This is a genomic window from Amycolatopsis echigonensis, assembly GCF_002846615.1.
In the GTDB taxonomy this organism is placed as follows: domain Bacteria; phylum Actinomycetota; class Actinomycetes; order Mycobacteriales; family Pseudonocardiaceae; genus Amycolatopsis; species Amycolatopsis echigonensis.
Map to the genome: position 1 here is coordinate 684,482 of NZ_PJMY01000003.1, position 21,691 is coordinate 706,172.

Consider the following 21,691-nt stretch of genomic DNA (forward strand, 5'->3'; position numbering starts at 1 on the left):
CACTCGGGATCGTTGCCGTCCTCGAAGACGGAACGGACGCCCACCGCGCCCTCCGCGAAGCGCGGAAACCACCAGCCTCCTGCTCGCCGTCCTCTGGCATCCGTGGCGAGCCCGGCTCCGAGTACGCGGCCGGATTCGCAAGCTCCGCGTCGCCGTGCACGCGCTGCACCTTCAGCAGCGAGCCGCCCTCACCGTGCTACCCGTCCGAAGCAAGCCGAGACCCTGCACCGGCGGCTGGACCCGGACGGCACCCTCCGCGAAACGTGGATCGAAGACCGACTTCCGTAGGTTACCGGATTTCCAGATGTTGCCTACGGTCGGGAAATCACCACCGAGGCGGAGGGATTTTCCATGCGTTACGCGAAAGCGGCGGCCGTGGTCGCCGGGGCTGCGATGGCGTTCGGGGTCGGGGCGGCGGTCCCGGCGAGTGCCGACACGCACATCATCGGCGGCACCACCGTGCAGTCGGCCCCGTGGGGCGCCCAGGTGTTCTGGGACGACGTCACCGACTACGGCGGCTTCGAATGCTCCGGCACGATCATCGCCTCCCAGTGGGTGCTCACCGCGCAACACTGCCTGAACAAGGGCGGCATGCACGTCAAGGTCGGCGACGTCGCGCTGGGCAAGGGCACCGAGGCCGCCGTCGACGAGCAGAAGGCCTCGCCGAACGGTGACATCGCGCTGCTGCACCTCAAGTCCGCCGTGGACACCACGTTCATGAAGCTGGCCGACAAGGACCCGGAAAACGGTGCCACCAACCAGATCTACGGCTGGGGCCGCACCAAGGACCAGAGCCCGCCCTCGGACACGCTCAAGACCGCGGACGTCCAGGTGACCGGCGAGAGCACGGACGCCTTCAACGGCAAGGCAATCGCGAGCAAGGGCGTCACCGGCTCCTCCTGGCACGGAGACTCCGGCGGCCCGCAACTGGCCGACGGCGTCCAGGTAGGCGTCTGCTCCACCGGCGAAAACTCCGGCAGCGACGAACACGGCACCCAGAACTACGCCAGCGTCGCCAACAGCCGCGACTGGATCAAGCAAACCGCAGGCGTCTAACCGCCGCGTACGTGAAGGGCTCCTTGCGGGAATCTGTTTCCCACAAGGAGCCCTTCACGGCATCCGGAGCCGGAATCGTCCGCCACCGCCCCCGCGACGCACCCAACCGCACACCGCGAACCCCACCCAACCACCCACCCCACTCACCAAACCGCCACCGACACACCCAACCCACCAAGCACCCACACCACCCCCGCACCCCGATACGAAGCCTCCCCTGCGGTCTGGGGGTGCTTGTCAAGGCATCTTTCCCGCCTTGACAAGCACCCCCAGACCGTCAGCACACTCGGGCTTCGGGGTGCCCCACGCAACCCCGGGGCGCAATGTCGCCGCCAGGCGACGAGCCGAAAGGACCCCAAGCACAACCCCCGCAACAGCTCCGCTGCTCGAGACCCGAACTCCCCCAACGCGTCAAACCGATACGCAACCCCCTTGTGCACCCCCGTGCTGCCGCTCGTGAAACGACCCACCGATCTCCTCACGCCTCCACAAGGCACCGGTTCCTCATACGCGGCAAGGATCTCCGGCCCCACCGAAAGCACCCAAGCCCCAGCGCCTGCACAGCCACCTGCGCGGCCCACCCCTCCGGCGCGCGCCGCAGCGAATCCAGCAACCCCTGGGGAAATGCCATGACACCGTCCTCCCCGTCAGGCCATCCGACCGCGGCTGGCCCAGCCACCGGTGCCGGAGAGATCTCAGAATCCCCTCAGCGCATGCCGCTCAGCGGGAACACGCGCCGCCAGCACGCCGCCCAGCGCCACTACCGTGACCAACCCGGCCGTCGCGGCGAGCGTCCAGAAGTCCGGCCGCACGATCGACTGTCCGCGCATCGCCTGCCAAGCAGTAATCGCGACGACCCCGGCGTAGCCGACCGCCCCTGTCCACACCAGCCGACGCCGCACGTTTTCGTTCGACAGCACCGGATACCGCCGAGACAACGCGACCAATGCGAGCGCCAGCAGCGGCAACGCCTGAATCGCATGGATCCCCACGAAATGCGGGATCCGCAGATCTCCGCCGACCGTGCTCCAGCCCAGCAGCGGCAACCCCGGCCCGCCGTCCTCGAGACCGACCGTGTGGCCACCGATCATCGAGGGTTTCCCGCCGCCGTCCAGCACCCGCTGCTGCGCCGGACTGGCCGAGAACATCATCAGTGCCAGGCCCATTCCACCCGCCGCGAGCGTGGTTCCCCACCGCAGCGCGGAGGTCAGCGCGCGGTCCGGGAGCTTTTGGAACAGCAGCAGGACGACCACCGCCGCGGTCGCGCCCCACGCGGTGAACGCGCCGGTGGCCAGGACGTTGCCGATCGTCACGTCGGCGGCCGTCTCGTGGTTGAAGTGCAGCGGACGGTCCTGGACGAGCACCTGCCACACCAGCAGCGCCATGTCCGTGCCCATGCCGACCGCGAACGCCGTGCCCATCCACCAGCCGGCCCGGCGGCCGCGCTTCGCCAGCGACAACAGCCACGCCAACGTCGGCGCGTACAACGCCACCGAAACCGCGAATTTGAACGGTTTAGAGCGTGTCTCACTTGGACTATGGGTGAGGTCCGGGCATGATCGTGATCTGTGATGGACGAGTTGTCGCGGCGTCTGGTGCCCGACGAGTTATGGGCGCTGGTGGAACCGTTGATCCCGCCGGGCAAGACGCGGCCGCAGGGCGGCGGGATGTCGCGCGTCGACGATCGGGCGGTGTTCACCGCGATCGTGTTCGTGCTGACCAGCGGATGCGCCTGGCGGCATCTACCGCCCAGCTTCGGGGTCACCGTGCCGACGGCGCATCGCCGATTCGCCGAATGGACCGAGGCCGGACTGTGGCGGCAGGTGCACCAGGCTGTACTGGACGAACTGGGCGCCACAGGCATGATCGACTGGTCCCGCGCGGTCCTGGACGGAGCCTCCGTCAGGGCCAAAAAAGGGGCGGTCTGACCGGACCGAGCCCGGTCGACCGGGGCAAACCCGGTTCCAAGATCCACGCGCTGTCCGACCGCGCCGGCCTGCCCCTGACCGTCGGGATCTCCGCGGCCAACACCCACGACAGCCACGCCCTGCGGCCGTTGGTCAACGCATTGCCGGCGATCCGGTCCCGCCGCGGACCGCGGCGCCGGAAACCGGCCAAGCTGCACGCGGACAAGGCCTACGACATCCCCGCCCTGCGCACCTGGCTCCGCCAGCGCGGGATCGTCCCGCGCATCGCACGCAAGGGCATCGAATCCGCCGAGAAACTCGGCAAACACCGGTGGGTGATCGAAAGGACGATCGCCTGGCTGACCGGCTACCGACGCCTGACCATCCGCTACGACCGCAAACCCAGCCACTACCTCGCCTTCCTCACCCTCGGCGCCGCCATCACCTGCTACAAGAAACTCGCCAAATGAGACACGCTTTTAGCCCAAAGCGGCGCGTTGACGAGCGTGCGATCATCCAGCAGCAGCCCGAACACGCACGCGACCGCCAGCAGCACCATCGCCCCGGCCAGCACGCCGAGCGGGCGGTGCAGCCGGAACACTCGCAATCCCCAGGAAGCCATGCGGCCAGCCTGGTCGCACGCGGGGAGACGAGCACTGGCGTCGTCCCCCGTCTCGAGGGTAGGGCGCGCCCCACCTGTGGGTAATAGTGCCGTCAAAGCGACCGGCAGTTGTGCCGTTTGACCGGACCCGCTCTTTTTCTAGCGTGACATTCACACCGCGCGGCCCACCGCGCACCGGGATTTTCCACGAGAGGGAAGGAGGTGGCCCGTCAGATGTCCAGTCCGGGATTCCAGGCAGATTCCGCTGCCATGACGCGCGCCGTCCAGGGCTTCGAGGAAACCGCTTCGAACGCGAAGACGACGATGGCCAGCTTGGAATCCGAGCTGACCGAAACGCTGCGGAACTACAAGGGCGACCAGGCGGTCGCCTTCTGGGACCTGCAGCGCAGGCTTCAGGAGAAGATGGGCGCCGCCGTCCGGGAGCTCGACACCATGTCGCAGCTCGTGCACACCAGCCACGCGAACTACAACGCGGGCGACGCCGACGTGCACCAGAGCTTCCAGAGCGTCAGCCACACCGTCGAGGGCAACGTGATCCCTCGCCTCAACCCCTGAGAGAGGACAAGACACCATGGCTGACGTCGTAGAAATCAGCTTCGGGGCCTTGCAGCACAGCTCCGCGTCGCTCGCCGCCAAGGCGAAGGCGCTGACCTCCCAGCTGGAGCAGCTGCACCAGAACCTGCAGCCGATCACCCAGACCTGGTACGCCTCGGGCAGCTCCGCCGGTGAAGCGGCGCGCGCGTCCGAGACCCGGCTCCGCCAGGCGACCGCCGACATCGTCGCGATCATCGCGCAGTTCGGCGCCAAGGTCGGCGACGCGCACGATCTCCAGCACCAGCTGGAGAACCGCAACCAGGGCTTGTTCGCCTGATCCGGCCCCGACGCCGGCCGTCCGGGGCGGGACCACCCCCGCCCGCTCCGGACGGCCGGCTTTCCCGCGTCCTGCCGCACGAGAGGTCACCGGCCGATGCCCGACCAGTCGTACTACGTCCACCTGGAATCGCTGACGGACTTCGTCCGGGAGCTGGAAACCCAGATCCACGCGATGTCCCGGCCGAACGACTTCCTGCGCACCCTCGGGGAGCATCCGCTGCTGTTCGGGGAGTTCGGGGAAGCCGCTTCGCTCGCCGACGCCCACCGCGCCGCGGTCGCCGAAATGCAGGGCCTGCTGGAGCAGGTCCGCGGGGCGATCACGTTCGCGCAGGACGTCACCACCACCGTCGCCGACGGATACGCCCAGGCCGACCAGTCGGTCGCGGGCGACCTGCACCGATCGGGACAGCAGACTGGTCTGCTGGACCCGGTTTTTTCGTTGCTGGGCCTCGATTCTTCAGGGGGTAAGAACGCATGAGCGGCCCTCGCACCAACTTCGCCGGCTACACCCACCAGCAGCTTTACGCGATGCTGCAGGCGGGCGACCCGACCACCGCGCGCGCCGCGGCCGAACAGTGGAATTCGGCCTCGCGCGGGCTGTACGACCAGGCCGAGAACCTGTCGGATCAGCTCACCGACTTCTCCAGCTCGTGGACCGGCGGCGCGGCCGACCAGTACCGGACCATGATGACCGACCTGGTCGGCGGCATCCGCAAGGTCGCCGTCACCGCGCAGGGCATGCGCGACATGCTGGAGGACGCCGCGGACGCGCTGGTCAAAGCGAAGGCCGAGATGCCGCCGCCGGTCGCGGTGCCGGACGTCTCCCCCGCCGACGTCGCGCTGGCGGTCAACCCGCCGCTGCTCCCTCCGGACACCCCGCCGGCCACGATCATCGCCGCGACACAGCAGCGGCAGCAGGCGATCGCCAACGTCGAAGCGCAGCAACAGGCCGCCAACGCCGCCGGGTCCGCACACGCGAAGGCGATCGTCGTCATGAACAACCTCGCGACGAATTACGACACTGCCGAGGATTCGATCCCGGTTTCGCCGAACGCGGCCGCCCCGCCTCCTAAGCAGCTTCCCGGCGGCGGCGCCTCGACCGGCGGCACTGGCGCCGGAAGCATCGGCGCGATCGGCAACAGCCCGGACGGCGGAACCGCGGTCGGCGCCCCGATCGACTCGCACCCGCTGCCCACCGACGGCGGGCAGCTCCCCGGTGCCGAGCCCGGGCAGCCGGGCCAGACCTCGGCGGGCAGCCCGCTCTTCGGCGACATGTTCACCGCCGGTCTCGCGGCCGCGTCCGCCGCCGCGTTCGGCCGCTTCGGCTCGATCATGCCGAAAGTTCCGTCGTGGGCGTCGGGCAAGAACGATAAAAACGACAAGAAAGACCAGGACGGCAAGAAGGGGGACGAGCCGGTCGTCCCTCCGGGCACGAAGCTCGGCGCCGGAGCCGGCCCGGCAGGCGGTGGCGGCGGCGGAATTCCGGTCGGCGGCGGGGAAGCTCCGTCGATCGACGGCGGCGGCATTCCGTCCGGCGGCGGCCTCAGCGGTTCCGGGGAAGCTCCGGCCGCGCACTCCGGGCTCGCCGGGAACGCGCCGTCGAACGTCCTCAGTGGACTCGCGGGCGGTGCCGCCGGTGCGGCGGGCGCGGCGGCCAAGAGCGCCATGCCGATGATGCCCATGATGCCGATGGGTATGGGCGCCGGTGCCGACCTGGGGTCCGGCCGCCGGATTCCGGCGTGGCTCGTCGAAACCGAGAACGTATGGGGCCAGCAAGCTCCGGTCGCGCCCTCGGTCATCGGCGAAGAGCCGGCCGACCAGCCGTGACCGACGGCTACCGGGTCGTCCCGGCGAAACTCGCGACCGCGGCGTCCGGATTGGACGGTCGTGCCGGTGCGCTCCGGACCGTGCAGCAGGCCGTGGCGGGCGAACGCGTGCCCGCCACGGCCTTCGGCCAGGTGTCCGCGTCGTCCGGATGCGCCGCCGGGCTGGCGAAAACGCTCAGTGCGCTAGCCGCGGACGTCGACCAGCGCATCGTGCGCGCCCAAGTCCTTCGCGACGGCCTCACCGCGTCGTCGGCGGGTTACCGGCGCGCTGACGAGCAGGTCGCGGCGATGTACCGTTCGCTCCTGCCCGAAGATCCGGTGCCGTCAGCCGGAAAATCCGCCAGCAGCGGCGGATGGGCCGGGACCATCGCGGCCAACCGGACGAAGGTTTCCGACGCGCTCGCCGCCGAACGGACCCGCCTGGCCGGGCTGTCCGATCCGGACGCCGTCGCCCGCTCGAAGCGGCGGATCGCGTTGTACCAAAGCATTCTCGACGACCACCGGCAGATCCTGCGGTTCGATCCGTCCGGCAACGGCCGGATCGCCGAACTGGTCGGCTCGATCCAGCCGGGCACACGCAATGTCGGGCTGTTCGTGCCCGGTGTGCACACCCGGATGGACACCTTTCAGTCCTACGCCGACCTCGGCCGCAGCCTCGTCGCCGCCGACCCGAGCGGCCGGACCGCGATGGTCGTGTGGGCCGACGGGGTGTTCCCGCAGAACGTCACCACCGAGGGCGCCGAAGCCAGCTACGCGCAGACGATGGCCCCGAACCTCAAGGCGTTCGGCGACGAACTCCGCGGCCAGGTCGACGCCCAGACCGGCGGCGCGGCCACGATCACCGCGATCGGCCACAGCTACGGCGGCGCCACCGTCGGGCTCGCTGACCAGCAAGGCTTGCCAGTGGACCGGGTGCTGCACGTAGAGTCGGCGGGCATGGGACACGGCGTATGGAGCCCCGCGGACCTGCCGCCGAGCCAGGCCGGCGTGCAGCGGTACTCGATGACCGCACCGCTGGACCCAATCATCCTCGCCCAGGGCAACGCCGGTGCGCTGGAATGGACCGGCATCGGCCACGGGGCCGACCCGGACACCTTCCCGGGCGTCACCGAACTCACCACCGGCCACGACGCCGCGGGCGACGTGCAGTGGGGCCTGTCCTCGCACAGCGGCGTGCTCAAACCGGGTTCGGATTCATGGGAGAACATCTACGGCGTGCTGACCGGCGGCCACGTCACCGAGGCACCCGTGCCGGTTCCGGCGGTGCTGCCGTGATCACGCGCGAGTTGAAGGACCTGGCCGCCGAGCTGACGAACGTCATCGACAGTGTCGCTGCCGCGTTCGGCCGGCGCGCACTGCCCACAGTGGACGGTGAGCTGGACTGCGATCCCGCGCAGCCGGGGCATTTGGTGTGCTGGCAGTACGGCGTCCGGATGGAAGACAGCCCGGCCGCATTGCGAGTGCTGGGCGAAGCTGTGCGTCCGACGCTGGAAGCGGCGGGCTGGGAATCGTATGACCGCAGCACTTACCGGGAAGTGATCGCGCGCTTTTCCCGCGACGGCGCGGATTTCAGCGTGCACATCGCCCGCGACGGACGCGGCGTGGCGATCATCGGCTCGACCCGTCTCGTGCGCGCTAATCCCGGTTAGAACCGCGATCGCCGCTCACGAGACCTCACCCCCGGAACCGCGAGGGCCGCCACCCGCGCCGTCGTCCCCTCCGGAACGCCGCCACGCCAATCCCGGCCGCAGCAGCCACCGCGACCCCGCCCACCGCGACGACCCCGGCCGCCACATCCGACGTCGGCCGAGCTTGCGCCGCAGCGGGAACCACCTCGGGCAGCTCAGACCGCACCGCCGCCGCGCTCGGACCGGGCGCGTTGGCTGGCAATGCCGAAGACACCGCGGCGTAAGCGTCGACCATTCCCTAGCCCCGGCGCGGATCGTGTGCCCCGGACGGCGGGCGGGAAGCGGTGAGCAGCAACCGGTTCACCACCTGCTCGCCCTTCAGGTCCGGATGCGCCGAGCGAACCAGCGCGGCCACCCCGGCGACATACGCCGCGGCCAGGCCCGGGTCGGTGATCGGCCACCGGTGCGCGACCGCGCCCCCGCCGCCCGCCGACGTGCTCACCAGATTCGCGCCCGGCGCGGCGATTCCGAGGTAATCCCCGGCTTCGGTCTGGACCGGCGCGCCGGATTCGTCCGTCGAGCCGACCGCGACCACGCCCGCCGACGCCGTCGGATAAGTATGCGCCCCTTGCTGAGCGGCCGCCGCGGCCGAAATCACCACGGCCCCGCGCGCCTTCGCGTGGTCGAGCGCCGCGCCGAGCGCCGGGCTGTCCGAACCCGCCGGTACCGCCACGAGAATCACTCCCGCGCCGCGGTCGACCGCCGTGTCGATCGCGCCCGCCAATGCGCCCGGATCGCCGCCGCCGTCCGAGGAAGAGCCGTTGCTTTCGGTGTAGCGCAAGGGAAGCAGCTTCACCCCGGGCGCGACGCCGGTGAAGGTGGTCTCGTTCGCCGGCTGCGCGCCGACGATGCCCGCGGCGATCGTGCCGCGGCCGTCGCAGTCGGAATCCGCGGTGCCCGCGCCGCCGAGCACCTGTCCCGGCCCGAATTGCGCGTTCTGCTTGTCGACGCCGGTGCCGATCACCGCGACGGTCTGGCCCTCGCCCCTGGTCAGCGCCCACAGCCGCGGCGGGTTGACCAGCCGTTGCCCCCAGGACACCGGCCCGGTGTACGGACCGGACGGATTCGCGCACGAAGCCGCTCCGGCCGAGGTCGCCGTGACGGGCACGCCGAGCGCCACGAGCGCGGCCACCGCTCCGGCGGCAATTCCCCGCACCGCGGCCCCCTCCCCTTGTCCGACAAGGAGATTCTAGTGGAGAGCGGGCCGCGGCGACAGGGTTAACGCAGGTCCATCCCGAGATCCAGCGCGGGCGAGGAATGCGTGAGCCCGCCCACCGAGAGATAGTCCACACCGGACTCGGCGTACGCCCGCGCGCGGTCGAGCGTCAGCCCGCCGGAGCACTCCAGCCGCGTCTTCGGCGACAGCTCGTCCCGCCGCACGACCGCCTTCACGCACTCCTCCGGGGTGAAGTTGTCCAGCAGCACCTCGTCCGCCGCGGCGGCCAGTGCCTCGTCCAGCTGGGCCAGATCGTCTACCTCAACCTCGCACGGCAGCTGCGGCGCGTGTTGCCTCGCCGCAGCGAGAGCCGCGGTGACCGAGCCGGCCGCGACCACGTGGTTGTCCTTGATCAGCACCGCGTCGCCAAGGCCCATCCGGTGGTTCACGCCGCCTCCGCACCGCACGGCGTACTTCTCCAGCAGCCGCAACCCCGGCGTGGTCTTGCGCGAATCCCGTACCGAGGCACCGGTTCCCTCGAGCGCGGACACCCACGCCGCGGTCGCCGTCGCCACTCCGGACAGGTGGCACAACAGGTTCAACGCCGTACGCTCCGCCGTGAGCAGCCCGCGCACCGGACCGCGCAGCACGAGCACCGGCTGCCCCGCGACCGCGGGCGAACCGTCCTCGCGGATCGAGACGACCTCGTAGTCGTCACCGAGCACCTCGTCGAAAACGGCCAGCGCCACCGGAATCCCCGCCACGACACCGGCGACGCGCGGCGTCAGCTCCGCCACCGCACGGGCGTCCGCCGGGACCGTGGACGCCGTCGTGGCGTCCGGCCCGTACCGCAAATCCTCTTCCAGCGCGGTGGTCACGACGCGCCGCACGTCGGCGACGTCCAGCCCGTCCACCACCAGTGCCTGGACAACTGCTTCGGAGAATTCCCCGCTCATGCCACCCCTTCCAGCGACGCCGCCTCGACCAGCACTGGCTGTCCCGACGGGCTCAGCCGGATCAGCTGGCTCCGCCGCAGCCCTTCGTCCCGCTCCGGGAAGTCCGTCCGCACGTGACATCCCCGCGATTCTGTCCGCCGCTCCGCCGCGGCGAGCAATGCCTGTGCCACCACGGTGAGCGCCGCGTCCTCAACCGCGCTGTGCGTCCACAACGGACTGTCCTTTGTCGACAAATCGAGCACCGATCCGGCGGCGGCGAGCCCGTCCGCGTCCCGGCCGATCGCCGCGTACCGGCTCATGACCCGTTGCAGCGCATCACGTTCCGCCGTCGGCGCGACTGTCCTTTCCGGAATCCGCCCGCGCGAAGGATCCGGCAGCAACCCAGCAGCCAGGTCCGCGGCGACCGCCTCGGCGGTCCGCTGCCCCACGACCAAACCTTCGAGAAGACTGTTGGACGCCAGCCGGTTCGCCCCGTGCAGCCCGGTCCTAGCCACCTCGCCCGCCGCGTACAGTCCGCGCACGGTCGAGCGTCCGTCCACAGTGGCCACCACGCCGCCGCACGCGAAGTGCGCCGCCGGAGTCACCGGGATCGCGTCCACCGCCGGGTCGATCCCGAGCACCGCGCACGCCGCGTGCACCGTCGGGAACCGCTTCGCGAAGCCCGGAATGCCAGTGGCGTCAAGGAAAACGTGATCGTCGATGCCACCGGGAGCCAAGGCCTGCCGCCGGGTGATCGCCGCCGCGACGACGTCACGGGGAGCCAGATCGCCGAGCGGATGCACCCCGGCCATCACCGACGCGCCCGCACCGTCCACGAGCGTCGCGCCCTCGCCGCGCACCGCCTCCGTGACGAGCGGACACCGTCCGCGCGCGCCCGGCGTGTACAGCACGGTCGGGTGAAACTGCACGAACTCGATGTCGGCCACCGCCGCGCCGGCGCGCAACGCGAGCGCCAGCCCGTCGCCGGTCGCGATCTCCGGATTGGAGGTCGCCTGGTACAGCTGCCCGAACCCGCCGCTGGCCAGCACCACCGCGGACGCGCGCACGACGCCCGGCACGCCGTTGCGGTCGAGCACCGTCACTCCGGCCACCTCGCCCGCAGCCGTGCGCAGCGCATCGACCGCGATGTGGTGCTCCAGAACCGGAATCCGCCGTTCGCCAGCCTGCGCGACCAATGCGCGCTCGACTTCGGCACCGGTCGCGTCGCCGCCCGCGTGGATCACCCGGAACGCACTGTGCCCGCCCTCGCGAGCGCGCGACAGCCCACCCGAGCCGTGGTCGAACACCGCACCGTTGTGCCGCAGCTCGGTGACTGCCGCCGGACCACCGCCGACGATCGACCGCACGGCGTCCTCGTCGCAGAGCCCGGCTCCCGCGGTGAGCGTGTCAGCCGTGTGCTTCTCGACCGTGTCGCCTTCGTCGCGCTCGCCATCGAGCACCACGGCCACGCCGCCCTGCGCCCACCGGGTGTTGCCGTCGGCGACCGCCGCCTTCGTCACGACCAGCACGTGCAGCCCGAGTTCGCGGGCCCGCAGCGCCGCGGACAGCCCCGCCACGCCGCTGCCGATCACCACGACATCGGCCCGCGCCTCCCAGCGCGGATCTGGTGAGGTTTTCGCCTGATCGGCGTTAACTAGGCCGCTCATTCCCCACCGCCAGGCTGCCCGATTTCGATCATCCGCTGCACCGACGCGCGGGCCCGCGAGGCCGTCTCCGGGTCGACGTGGACCTCGTCCGCGCCCTCGGTGAGGCTCCGCAGCAGTGCGGCCGGGGTGATCATCTTCATGTACCGGCACGACGCCCGGTCGTTCACCGCGCGGAAGTCGATCTCCGGCGCGGCCTTGCGCAGCTGGTGGATCATGCCGATCTCGGTGGCCACGAGCACCGAGGTCGCCTTGGTGTCGCGCGCCGCGTGGACCATGTCGCCGGTGGAGAGGATCTTGACCCGCTCCGGGGCCACCGCGCCCTCGCCGGCCAGGTAAAGCGCCGACGTCGCGCAGCCGCATTCGGGGTGGATGAACAGGTCGGCGTCCGGGTTCTCCTCAGCCTGCGCGGCCAGCTCAGCCCCGTTGATGCCGGCGTGCACGTGGCACTCCCCGGCCCAGACGTGCATGTTCTCGCGCCCGGTCACGCGCTTGACGTGCGCGCCGAGGAACTGGTCCGGCAGGAAGAGAACTTCCTGGTCAGCCGGGATGGACGCGACCACGTCGACCGCGTTCGACGACGTGCAGCAGATGTCCGTCTCGGCCTTGACCTCGGCCGTCGTGTTCACGTACGAGACGACCACCGCGCCCGGGTGCTCGGACTTCCACTCGCGCAGCTGGGCGCCGGTGATGGAGTCGGCGAGCGAGCAGCCGGCCCGTGCGTCCGGGATCAGCACCGTCTTCTCCGGGGCCAGGATCTTCGCGGTCTCGGCCATGAAGTGCACGCCGCAGAAGACGATGGTGGACGCGTCGCTGCTGGCCGCGATGCGGCTGAGCGCCAGCGAGTCGCCGGTGAAGTCCGCGATGTCCTGGATCTCCGGGACCTGGTAGTTGTGCGCGAGCAGCACCGCGTCGCGTTTGCGGGCGAGCTCCCGCACGCGGGCCGCCCAGTCCGCGTCCGCCTCGACCCCGCCGTAGGGAGTCAGGTCCTGGTCAAGCGTGGTGGTCATGTCTTCGGCCCTCTCGACTTTCGCCGGCCTGGCGAACCGGATCGACCCCGGTTCCGCCCCATCCGGTTTTCGCCTTATAATCGAAAACCGTGCGAAGCCATCTTAACACCCGAGCCCCCCTAGCCCACGAGGTTCTGGCGGCAGTCCTTCAAGTGCGCTCGGACACACTGCGCGTGCTGCTGTGGCGCCGAGCGCTCGATCCGCACCTCGGCCGCTGGTCGCTTCCCGGCGGCCGGCTGCGCCCCGACGAGGACGTCGAGACGTCGATCCGGCGCCAGCTCGCGGAGAAGGTGGACGTGCGCCAGCTGAAGCACGTGGAGCAGCTCGCCGTGTTCAGCGCACCCGACCGCGTCCCCGGTCCGCGGGTCGTGGCCACCGCGTTCCTCGGCCTGGTCCCCTCCGACGTCGACCCGGCGGTCCCCGAAGACACCGAGTGGCACGACGTGGACGCCCTGCCGCGCACCGCGTTCGACCACGAGGCGATCGTGCTGCGCGCCCGCGACCGGTTGCGGTCGAAATTGAGCTACACCAACCTGGGTTTCGCACTGGCCCCCGAGGAATTCACCATCTCCGCGTTAAGGGGGCTGTACTCCGCCGCACTCGGCTACAAGGTGTCCGCGACAAATCTTCAACGGGTACTTCAGCGACGTGGTTTGCTCATCCCCACCGGACACACCGCCGCCCCCGGCCGCACCGGCGGACGACCTGCGGCGCTGTTTTCTTTCGCCGCGAAAGACATGCACATCACCGACCCTTTCGCCGTCCTGAAGCCCCCGCCGCGACGGTAAACACGAACTGCGCCGGGGCTCGGCAGCCCGTACCGTGGACGCGTGACCGAGCCAGAGCAATGCCCCAGCGGAACGGCGACACTGCCGTTGTTCCCGCTGCAAACGGTGCTGCTCCCCGGTACGCACCTGCCGCTGCACATCTTCGAACCGCGCTACCGGCAGCTGACCGCGGACCTGGTCACCGGCACCGTCCCGGAGCACGAGTTCGGCGTGGTCGCCCTGCGCGCGCCACTCGTTCGCGAGGTCAGTGGTCTGGACCATGTGTACAGCGTGGGCTGCAGCACGATCCTGCGCGAAGCGAAACGCCTCCCCGACGGCCGCTACGACGTAGTCACGCGCGCCGCCCGCCGCTTCCGCCTGCGCGAACTGCACCGAGCGTCCGCGCCCTACCTGATGGGCGTGGTCGACTGGCTTCCTGACGACCCAGTCCCCGCCACAGCGGAATCGACAGCCCGCCAACTAGCGGAAGTAGCCCGAGGCGCCCACGAGCGATACTGCGAAGCCGCCTGGCACGCAGACGACTGGCACCCCCCACACGACGACGCCGACCTGGGCGAACTCGCCTACCAGCTGGCCGCCGACTGCCTTCTCCCGCTGGAAGACCGGCAACTGCTGCTGGAGGAAACGCACCCGCTGCGCCGCCTGCGCATAGTCTGCCGCCTGCTCACCCGAGAAGCCGGTTTCCTGGAAACCCTGGGCGCGGTGCCGCTGCCGCCGACCGAACTGGCCACCTTCAGCAAACCCGCAGACCTGAACTAGCCGCCCGCCTGGCGCTCCGCTCCCTCCGTGAGGGACCCCTTCACGGACTCAGATTCCCTCAATGAGTCCTTCACGGACCCCGCCGCCGCCGCAACGCACCCACCGCCACATTGGGGTGCCACCCGCACGCCGCGAACCCCACGCGACCCCTACCCAAGCCGCGCACCCCACTCACCAACCGCCACCGACGCACCCAACAGTCGAGGCACCCACACCACCCCCGCACCCCGATACGAAGCCTCCCCTGCGGTCTGGGGGTGCTTGTCAAGGCATCTTTCCCGCCTTGACAAGCACCCCCAGACCGTCAGCACAATTAAGCTTCGGGGTGCCCCAACGAGGCCCACGTGCAACGTCGCCGCCAGGCGACGAGCCGAAAGGACCTAAGAACAACTCACCCCAACCGCCGCCCAAGATCCTCGCGGCCGTTCCACGCGGTCATCAACGCGTAAACCAAACACGTCACCAACGGCGCGGCCAGCACCACCCACCCGGTCTCGATCCGAGGCGCCTGCTCGAGCACCGCCCCCAACGCAGGCGGCGCGTCCACCGAATACTTCGAATTGGCGAACGCGGGCCCCATCTGCGTCCCCAGCCAAGCCGCCACCAACGCCCCGCCAGCAGCGGCCACCAGCACCACCGGCCCGCGCCGCTCCCGCAGGAACCACACCACCAGCCCGATCAGCAACCCGGTGGCCATCGCCAGAAACCCGAACACCGCCAGATCGTCGAACCGATGCCAGCTCTCCAACTCCAAAGGCGCCAGCTGGCCGTTCGTGCCGATCACCCGCACCCGCTCAGCCGGAGCCAGCAGAGACCACAGCCAGCCCATCGGAATCCCCAGCAACGCAGCCGTCGAGAGAACGCTCACCGCGGGCAGCAGATCAGCCTTCACCACCACGCGAGGACGCTGCGGCGGAAACAACACCGGCACCGACCAACCCTCAGCCACCGCTGACGACCGATGCGCCGCCTTGCCCGCGGAATCGACCACCCGAGGCTCCCTTCCCTGCGCGTGCGTTCCCTGCGAGTGTGCGGGACCGAGAGTAACTGGTTGTGCTCCGTTGTATGGCCGCGACTCCGTGTTGGATTGCCGCGACTCGGTGTTGGATTGCCGCGACTCCGTCGCGGCGGAGAAATCGCCTTTATCCGGTTTCTTCCCTCCCGATCCGCTCGGCCTGGGGGCCGAGCGGATCGCTCAGTCCAGAAACCGGGGCGATTTCTCGTGCCGGGCAAGTGAGGACGTCAAGTGCCGGAGCTGAGTGCGGGAAAGAAGGGTTAGTTCTGGGTGGAGGCGGCGGTGAAGGCTTCCGGGTCGAACTCTCCGCCGAACCACGGCGACAGGCCTTGGCGGGCTTGTTCGACGAAGGTGTCGGGGTCCGCGGCGCCCAGTCCGGCCGGGAGGGCGCCCAGCAAGGGAGCACCGGCGGCCACGGGGAGGTCGCGGAGGTTTTCCAGGGAGGCCAGGTCCGGATCAGCGGGCCAGGAGCCGATGATGACGCCCACGACGTTCAACCCGCGCCGAGTGGCGACCTCGGCCGTCAGGGCAGTCGTGTTGAGCGTGCCCAGCCCGGCTTGCGCGACGAGAACCACCGGCGCGCCCAGCGACCACGCCACATCCGCCAGCGTGCTCCCCTGCGGATCGAACCGGACCAGCAGCCCGCCCGCACCCTCGACCAGGGTCAGATCGTGCTCCGCGTCCAGCTCGCTGGCCGCGGCGGCGATTTCGCCAGGGCCGACGGTCGGGAGCCCGGAGCGGCGGGACGCGGCTTCCGGGGACAGCGGATCCGGGTAGCGCCGCAGCTCGCGGATCGTCAGGTCCTTGCCCGCCATCCGCACCACCTCGGCGAGGTCGCCGTCCTCGCCGGGGAGCACGCCTGTCTGCGCGGGTTTCAGCACCGCGACGCGTTGCCCCTGCGCGAGGGCCAGCGCCGCGATCGCCGCGGTGGCGACCGTTTTGCCGACGTCGGTCCCGGTTCCGGTCATCACGAGCGTCGTCACGAGCCATCAAGATATTGACGTGCTCCCCGATGTCAACACTCGGGGTTCCCTCGCGCGCACCCGGGGGCACGCGCGAGGGCCCGGGTCAGCCGGCCGGGGCAGCCGCGGGCGCTCCCGCGGCCACGAACTCGCCCTTCGCCGGGTCGGCGAGGTACACCTGCGCCGCGCCGACGTCGAAGTACAGCCCGGTCAGCGCCAGCTCGCCGCGCGCTTCCGCCTCGGCCACCAGCGGGTACTGCCGCAAATGCGTCAGCTGCTGCAGGACGTTGTGCAACGCCAGCCGGTCCGGTTCGCGCTCCGGCCGTTCCCCGTCGAGGGTCACCGCCCCGGCCCGCTTCCGGCTCGGTTCGGCGTGCACCAGCCAGGTCGCCAGCGCGGTGTCCGCGGGCGGACCGCTGGCCAGCGCGCCCATCGCACCGCACGAGGAGTGCCCGCACACCACGATTTCCCGCACCCCCAGCACCCCGACGGCGAATTCGATCGCCGCGTTGGTCGACGGATCGGCCTGTCCGGGCGGCACCAGGTTGCCGATGTTGCGGATGGTGAACAGATCGCCCGGACCGGACGTGGTGATCAGGTTCGGCACGATCCGCGAATCACCGCAAGTGATGAACAGCGTGTGCGGCTGCTGTGCGTGCGCGAGCCCGCTGAGGACGTCCTTCAGCAGCGGCGCGGCCCGGCGCTGGAACTCGGTCGCGCCCCGGTGCGTGCGCTGGCCGGGCACCCGCACGTCCGCGGCCTGCCAGGCCGACCACGGAGCCAGCCACCTCGGCATCGCACCGGCCGCCGCGGTGCGCCGGAGCGTCGGGCGGCCTTCCTTGCCCTTCGCGAACCACGGATGCCCGATTTCGTCGACGACCACGGTGCCGCCGGTTCGCTCATGCGCCTGCTGCCAGGCGGAGATGCTTTCGAACGCCGCGTGGTCGAGGTAATCGGCGACCAGCTCCAGCGTCACCTTCGAGCCCGCCGGAATCGTGCCGAGCACCTTCGTCAGCCGCGGCACGGACAGGAACGTCAGCACGCCTTCGACGATCACGCGCCATTCGCCGCCGTGGCGCTCGGCATGCACGCCCGACCACACGGTCCGGCGCAGCATCAGCAGCACGGCCAGGACGATCCCGGCGAGCACCCCGGTCAGCAGGTCGAACACGACCACCCCGGCGACGGTCACCAGGTAGAGCGGCAGATCGCCGTGTCGCAGCACCTGCCGCAGATGTCCGGGATTGACCAGCTTCGCGCCGACGTGCACGAGCAGCCCGGCCAGCGCGGCCAGCGGGATCGACTTCAGCAGCCCGGCGAGCGCGACCACGAACACCAGCACCCACACGCCGTGCAGGACAGCCGACGCCCGCGTGCGCGCCCCCGCCGCGACGTTGGTGGAACTGCGCACGATCACGCCGGTGACCGGCAGTCCGCCGAGCGCACCGGACACCATGTTCGCCGCGCCCTGGCCGATCAGTTCGCGGTTCAGGTCGGCGCGCGGGCCGTTCTGCAGTTTGTCGACCGCGACCGCGGACAGCAGGCTTTCGACGCTGGCGATCAGCGCGATCGTGAGCACCGCGACCGCGACCTGGCCCCATCCGCCGTCCGGCAGCTGCGGCGCGAAGCGGATCTGCAGCAGATCACCGGGCAGTTCGACACGCGGCAGCGTCATCCCGGCGGCAACGGACACGAGCGTCGCGACGGCGATCGCGGCCAGCGGTCCGGGGATTTTCCTTACCGCTGAAGGAAGTTTGGGCCACCCCAGCAGGATGGCGAGGGTCAGGACGCCGATCAGCGCGGCGGCGTCGTGGTGCGCGGCGATCTGCGCGGGCAGCTGGGCGATGTTCTCCAGCGCCGAACTCCGCGCCTTTCCGCCGAGCAGCACGTGCAGCTGGCCGAGCACGATCGTGACGCCGATGCCGGCGAGCATCCCGTGCACGATCGCCGGCGAGATGGCCAGCGCGGCCCGCGCGACGCGGCTCAGGCCGAACAGGATCTGCAGCGCACCGGCGAGGACAGTGATCAGGCAGGTGACCGCCCAGCCGAAGGTGGAAATCGTCTCGGCCATCAGCACGGTCAACCCGGCGGCGGGCCCGCTGACCTGCAGCGGAGAACCGCCGAGGGCACCGGCGACCACGCCGCCGACGACGGCGGCGATCAGGCCGGCGACGATCGGTGCGCCGGACGCGAGCGCGATCCCGAGCGAAAGCGGGACCGCGACGAGGAAGACCACGAGCGAGGCGGGCACGTCGTGGCGAAGCACGGCAAGTCGTCTCATGATCACCAGGAAACCGGCAACCCTGTGAAATGTCCGCTATGTACCACTCCACGGAGTGGATCTTTATCGAATAACCCACGATCGGGTTGCGCAAATCGGACATATCCACTACGGGCAGCCGCGCCAAACCCGAAGTAACCTCAGGCCTTCGCCGCGGCGGCCCGCATCGCCGACGTGACCACCTCCAGGTCGGCGTCGGTGCTGACGTACGGCGGCATCGCGTAGATCAGGTCCCGGAACGGTCGCAGCCACGCACCTTCGGCCGTCACCACTTCGGTCGCGACGCCCAGGTCCACCTCGTGATCGAGTTGCAGCACACCGATCGCGCCCAGCACTCGCACATCCACGACATGCGGCAGCTCCCGAGCCGGTTCGAGTCCTTGCCGCAGCGCGGTTTCGATCCGGGCGACGTCGGCCTGCCATTGACCTTCAGCCAGCAAACCGAGCGAAGCGTTGGCGACCGCCGACGCCAGCGGATTTCCCATGAACGTCGGGCCGTGCGCGAGCACCGGCAGCTCGCCGCGCGTGATGCCGTCGGCGATTTCAGGCGTGCACAACGCGGCGGCCATGGTGAGGTAGCCGCCGGTGAGCGCCTTGCCGAGACACAGCACGTCGGGCGTCACGCCGGCGTGCTCGGCCGCGAAAAGCTTGCCGGTACGGCCGAATCCGGTCGCGATCTCGTCGAACACGAGCAGGACGTCGTGCTCACGAGTCGCTTCGCGCAGCGCGCGCAGGTAACCGGGATGGTGAAACCGCATGCCGCCCGCGCCCTGCACCACGGGTTCCACGATCACCGCGGCCAGTTCGTCCGCGTGCTGCTCGATCGCCTTCGCCAGTTCGTCCACATAGGACTGATCGACCGGCGCGTCGAACCCGGACGGCGGCACCGGCACGAAAACCTGTTCCGGCAGCACTCCGCGCCACAGCGAATGCATGCCGCCGTCCGGATCGCAGACGCTCATCGGCGTGAACGTGTCGCCGTGGTAGCCGCCGCGCCAGGTCAGCAGCCGGTGTTTGCCGGGCAGCCCGCGGGAACGCTGGTACTGCAGGCACATTTTCACCGCGACCTCGACCGAAACCGAACCCGAATCGCACAAGAACACGTGCTCGAGCCCGTCCGGGGTCATCTCGACCAGGGTTTTCGCGAGCGTGATCGCCGGTTCGTGGGTAAGCCCGCCGAACATCACGTGGCTCATCCGCCCGGCCTGCTGCGCCAGCGCCGCGTCGAGCACTGGGTTCCGGTAGCCGTGCACCGCCGCCCACCAGGACGACATGCCGTCGACCAGTTCTCGCCCGTCGGCGAGCTTCAACCGCACCCCGCTCGCCTCTTCCACGAGCAGGGGCGGCACGCGGCCCGGCATCGGCGCGTACGGATGCCAGACGTGCGCGGCGTCAAGAGCGAGGAGATCGGCAGCACTGGGTTCCACCCGCCGACCCTAACCGGGCGGCGGGCGGATCCGCAGTGACAGCCGCTACTCCCCGTTCGGCCGCACCGGCAGCGCCAGCACGCCGTGCACCAGCGAACTCGGCCGGTAGACGATGCTGTCGGCCGGCACCGCGAGGCTCAGCTTCGGGAACCTCGCCAGCAGCGAGCCCAGCGCGATCTGCGCCTCCAGCCGGGCCAGCGGGGCGCCGACGCAATAGTGGATGCCGTGCCCGAACGCGAGATGCCCGCCGGGCGGGCGCGTGACGTCGAGCGTGTCCGGGTCGGGGAACTTCTCCGGGTCCCGGTTGGCCGACAGCAGGGAGACCTGCAGGAACTCGTCGGCCGGGATGGTGGTGCCGCCCGCCTCGACGTCCTCGACCGTGTAGCGCAGCGTCGCGAAGTTGATCGGCCCGTCGAACCGGAGGAATTCCTCGACCGCGCCGGGCATCAGGCTCGGGTCGGCGCGCAGTTTCTCCGCTTGTTCGGGCACCCGCAGCAACGCGAACGTGGCGTTGGCGATCAGGTTGACCGTGGTCTCGTGCCCGGCGACCAGCAGCAGGAACGCCATCGAGATCAGTTCGTTCTCGTCGAGCGAATCGCCTTCGTCGCTCGCGTGCACGAGGTCCGACAGCAGATCCTCCGCCGGCTCGGCGCGTTTGCTCGCGACCAGTTGCTGCAGGTAGTTCTGCATGGCCCGCGCCGCGGCGGCTTGGGACTCCTGGTCCATCGCGAACGACAGCAGCGTGTGCGACCAGGCGGTGAACTCGCTGCGGTCTTCGACGCGCACGCCGAGCAACTCGCAGATCACCGTGATCGGCAACGGCTCGGCGAACGCCTGCACCAGGTCGATCTCGTCGTGCCGGGCCATCTCGTCCAGCAGCGCATCGGCGATCTCCTGGATCCGCGGCCGCAGCCGGGCGACGGTGCGGGCGGTGAACGCCTTGTTCACGAGCTTGCGCAGCCGGGTGTGGACCGGCGGGTCGCTGTTGAGCATGTGCCGGGTGAGCAGAGTGCCGAAGTCAGGCCCCTGGACGTCCTGGCCGACCTTCGCCGCGATCACCCGCTGCACGTCCGTGCTGTCCTTGCTGACCCGCGGATCGTTGAGCAGCTCGCGCGCCTGCTCGTATCCGGTGACCAGGTAAGATGGAATGCCGCGCCCGGCGGTAATCGGGCACACCGCACCGGATTCGCGCCGCCGCGCCAGCCATTCGTGCGTGCTCTGCCACAATTCCTCGCCCGCGAAAGGGAGTTCCCCGGTTCGTTCGTCGACGCTCACTGATGGGGCCCCCAGTGCAGTTCGGTCAGCGTTCGGCCAATGCCGCCTCGACGCGCTCGACCACCTGCTTCCAATATGCCCGCTGCTCGGCCTTTTCCGCCACGTCCGCGAGCCGCTCCTGGCGGATCTTGAGCGTGCTGCGCTTGCCGAGGTCCGCGACCTCGAGCTCCAGCAAGGAATCGTGGTCCCAGTCCGTCGGACGCCAGGTGAGCCGCACGCGGTCCTCGGAATAGCTGCGGATTTCGCCGGTCGTGCCGTGTTCGGTCTCGTATCCGGCCCCGCGTTCGCGCGGCAGCTCGACGCCGGGGCCCAGCCAGATCTCCACGCCGTCCCCCACCAAGAACTCCCACACCCGGCTGCCCGGGTACGGCATCGTGCGGGAAACGGCTGTCTCCCAACCACTCCGTCCGGTCTTGCCCGCCTCGTTGGCCATGCCGCCATCATGGC

The 21,691-nt window shown here is 70.2% G+C and carries 22 protein-coding genes; 10 read left to right on the forward strand and 12 right to left on the reverse strand.

Features of this window, described 5'->3' with window-relative positions; translation table 11 throughout:
• Positions 1 to 351 precede the first annotated feature (351 nt).
• Entirely contained in the window at positions 352 to 1,056 is a 705-nt protein-coding gene (locus ATK30_RS07660; RefSeq protein ID WP_101434971.1) for a S1 family peptidase, read from the forward strand.
• Positions 1,057 to 1,751: 695 nt separating this feature from the next.
• Here ATK30_RS07660 and ATK30_RS07665 read toward each other — a convergent pair.
• The gene (locus ATK30_RS07665) at positions 1,752 to 2,549 is read right to left on the reverse strand and encodes a hypothetical protein (protein WP_341867341.1); all 798 of its coding nucleotides are present in this window, start codon (positions 2,547 to 2,549) and stop codon (positions 1,752 to 1,754) included.
• Between the two features lie 78 nt (positions 2,550 to 2,627).
• Here ATK30_RS07665 and ATK30_RS07670 point away from each other — a divergent pair.
• A protein-coding gene (locus ATK30_RS07670; RefSeq protein ID WP_244194550.1) for an IS5 family transposase occupies positions 2,628 to 3,433 on the forward strand; the annotation gives its coding sequence in 2 pieces (ribosomal slippage) (positions 2,628 to 2,973 and positions 2,973 to 3,433; 807 coding nt in all).
• On the opposite strand, the gene ATK30_RS44990 is transcribed toward ATK30_RS07670, so the two are convergent.
• Positions 3,412 to 3,585 carry a hypothetical protein gene (locus ATK30_RS44990; RefSeq protein ID WP_158242457.1) on the reverse strand — a complete coding sequence of 58 codons (174 nt, stop codon included), beginning with the start codon at positions 3,583 to 3,585 and terminating at the stop codon, positions 3,412 to 3,414. The two genes, ATK30_RS07670 and ATK30_RS44990, sit on opposite strands and share 22 nt — an antisense overlap.
• A gap of 213 nt (positions 3,586 to 3,798) precedes the next feature.
• Here ATK30_RS44990 and ATK30_RS07675 point away from each other — a divergent pair, with 213 nt between their 5' ends.
• From ATK30_RS07675 to ATK30_RS07700, 6 genes are all read left to right on the forward strand, one after another.
• On the forward strand, positions 3,799 to 4,140 hold the full coding sequence (locus ATK30_RS07675) for a WXG100 family type VII secretion target (RefSeq protein WP_101434972.1): 342 nt from the start codon (positions 3,799 to 3,801) through the stop codon (positions 4,138 to 4,140).
• Positions 4,141 to 4,156: 16 nt separating this feature from the next.
• The gene (locus tag ATK30_RS07680; protein WP_020657677.1) at positions 4,157 to 4,456 is read left to right on the forward strand and encodes a hypothetical protein; all 300 of its coding nucleotides are present in this window, start codon (positions 4,157 to 4,159) and stop codon (positions 4,454 to 4,456) included.
• Positions 4,457 to 4,552: 96 nt separating this feature from the next.
• The gene (locus tag ATK30_RS07685) at positions 4,553 to 4,936 is read left to right on the forward strand and encodes a hypothetical protein (protein WP_101434973.1); all 384 of its coding nucleotides are present in this window, start codon (positions 4,553 to 4,555) and stop codon (positions 4,934 to 4,936) included.
• Positions 4,933 to 6,285, forward strand: coding sequence for a WXG100 family type VII secretion target (locus ATK30_RS07690; protein WP_101434974.1), 1,353 nt, complete (start codon positions 4,933 to 4,935; stop codon positions 6,283 to 6,285). Before ATK30_RS07685 ends, ATK30_RS07690 begins: the two co-directional genes overlap by 4 nt.
• Positions 6,282 to 7,559, forward strand: a complete 1,278-nt coding sequence (locus ATK30_RS07695; protein WP_101434975.1) for an alpha/beta hydrolase — start codon at positions 6,282 to 6,284, stop codon at positions 7,557 to 7,559. The genes ATK30_RS07690 and ATK30_RS07695 overlap by 4 nt, the downstream gene beginning before the upstream one ends.
• On the forward strand, positions 7,556 to 7,933 hold the full coding sequence (locus ATK30_RS07700; RefSeq protein WP_101434976.1) for a hypothetical protein: 378 nt from the start codon (positions 7,556 to 7,558) through the stop codon (positions 7,931 to 7,933). Before ATK30_RS07695 ends, ATK30_RS07700 begins: the two co-directional genes overlap by 4 nt.
• 277 nt (positions 7,934 to 8,210) lie before the next feature.
• Here the strand turns inward: ATK30_RS07700 and ATK30_RS07705 are convergent, their stop codons facing one another.
• The 4 genes from ATK30_RS07705 to nadA all read right to left on the reverse strand — a co-directional run bounded on the left by ATK30_RS07705 (position 8,211) and on the right by nadA (position 12,737).
• Entirely contained in the window at positions 8,211 to 9,128 is a 918-nt protein-coding gene (locus tag ATK30_RS07705; RefSeq protein WP_416332625.1) for a S8 family serine peptidase, read from the reverse strand.
• Between the two features lie 62 nt (positions 9,129 to 9,190).
• Entirely contained in the window at positions 9,191 to 10,084 is an 894-nt protein-coding gene (gene nadC / locus ATK30_RS07710; protein WP_101434977.1) for a carboxylating nicotinate-nucleotide diphosphorylase, read from the reverse strand.
• Positions 10,081 to 11,730 (reverse strand): L-aspartate oxidase, encoded by a 1,650-nt coding sequence (locus ATK30_RS07715; protein ID WP_101434978.1) that lies wholly within the window; start codon positions 11,728 to 11,730, stop codon positions 10,081 to 10,083. Before ATK30_RS07715 ends, nadC begins: the two co-directional genes overlap by 4 nt.
• Entirely contained in the window at positions 11,727 to 12,737 is a 1,011-nt protein-coding gene (gene nadA, locus ATK30_RS07720) for a quinolinate synthase NadA (protein WP_101434979.1), read from the reverse strand. Before nadA ends, ATK30_RS07715 begins: the two co-directional genes overlap by 4 nt.
• A gap of 134 nt (positions 12,738 to 12,871) precedes the next feature.
• Between nadA and ATK30_RS07725 the strand changes: the two genes are divergently transcribed.
• Positions 12,872 to 13,525, forward strand: a complete 654-nt coding sequence (locus tag ATK30_RS07725) for an NUDIX hydrolase (RefSeq protein ID WP_220817736.1) — start codon at positions 12,872 to 12,874, stop codon at positions 13,523 to 13,525.
• 42 nt (positions 13,526 to 13,567) lie between these two features.
• Positions 13,568 to 14,284, forward strand: coding sequence for an LON peptidase substrate-binding domain-containing protein (locus ATK30_RS07730; RefSeq protein WP_101434981.1), 717 nt, complete (start codon positions 13,568 to 13,570; stop codon positions 14,282 to 14,284).
• Between the two features lie 391 nt (positions 14,285 to 14,675).
• Here the strand turns inward: ATK30_RS07730 and ATK30_RS07735 are convergent, their stop codons facing one another.
• The 6 genes from ATK30_RS07735 to ATK30_RS07760 form a co-directional block, all read right to left on the reverse strand.
• Positions 14,676 to 15,275, reverse strand: coding sequence for a DUF2567 domain-containing protein (locus ATK30_RS07735; RefSeq protein WP_101434982.1), 600 nt, complete (start codon positions 15,273 to 15,275; stop codon positions 14,676 to 14,678).
• Between the two features lie 284 nt (positions 15,276 to 15,559).
• A complete protein-coding gene (bioD, locus tag ATK30_RS07740) occupies positions 15,560 to 16,282 on the reverse strand; it encodes a dethiobiotin synthase (protein ID WP_101434983.1) in 723 nt (240 codons plus the stop codon).
• Between the two features lie 85 nt (positions 16,283 to 16,367).
• Positions 16,368 to 18,542, reverse strand: coding sequence for a SulP family inorganic anion transporter (locus ATK30_RS07745; protein ID WP_208637295.1), 2,175 nt, complete (start codon positions 18,540 to 18,542; stop codon positions 16,368 to 16,370).
• A 140-nt stretch (positions 18,543 to 18,682) separates the two neighbouring features.
• A complete protein-coding gene (locus tag ATK30_RS07750; RefSeq protein WP_101434985.1) occupies positions 18,683 to 19,969 on the reverse strand; it encodes an adenosylmethionine--8-amino-7-oxononanoate transaminase in 1,287 nt (428 codons plus the stop codon).
• Positions 19,970 to 20,014: 45 nt separating this feature from the next.
• On the reverse strand, positions 20,015 to 21,244 hold the full coding sequence (locus tag ATK30_RS07755) for a cytochrome P450 family protein (protein ID WP_101434986.1): 1,230 nt from the start codon (positions 21,242 to 21,244) through the stop codon (positions 20,015 to 20,017).
• Positions 21,245 to 21,269: 25 nt separating this feature from the next.
• Entirely contained in the window at positions 21,270 to 21,677 is a 408-nt protein-coding gene (locus tag ATK30_RS07760) for an SRPBCC domain-containing protein (protein ID WP_101434987.1), read from the reverse strand.
• Positions 21,678 to 21,691 lie beyond the last annotated feature (14 nt).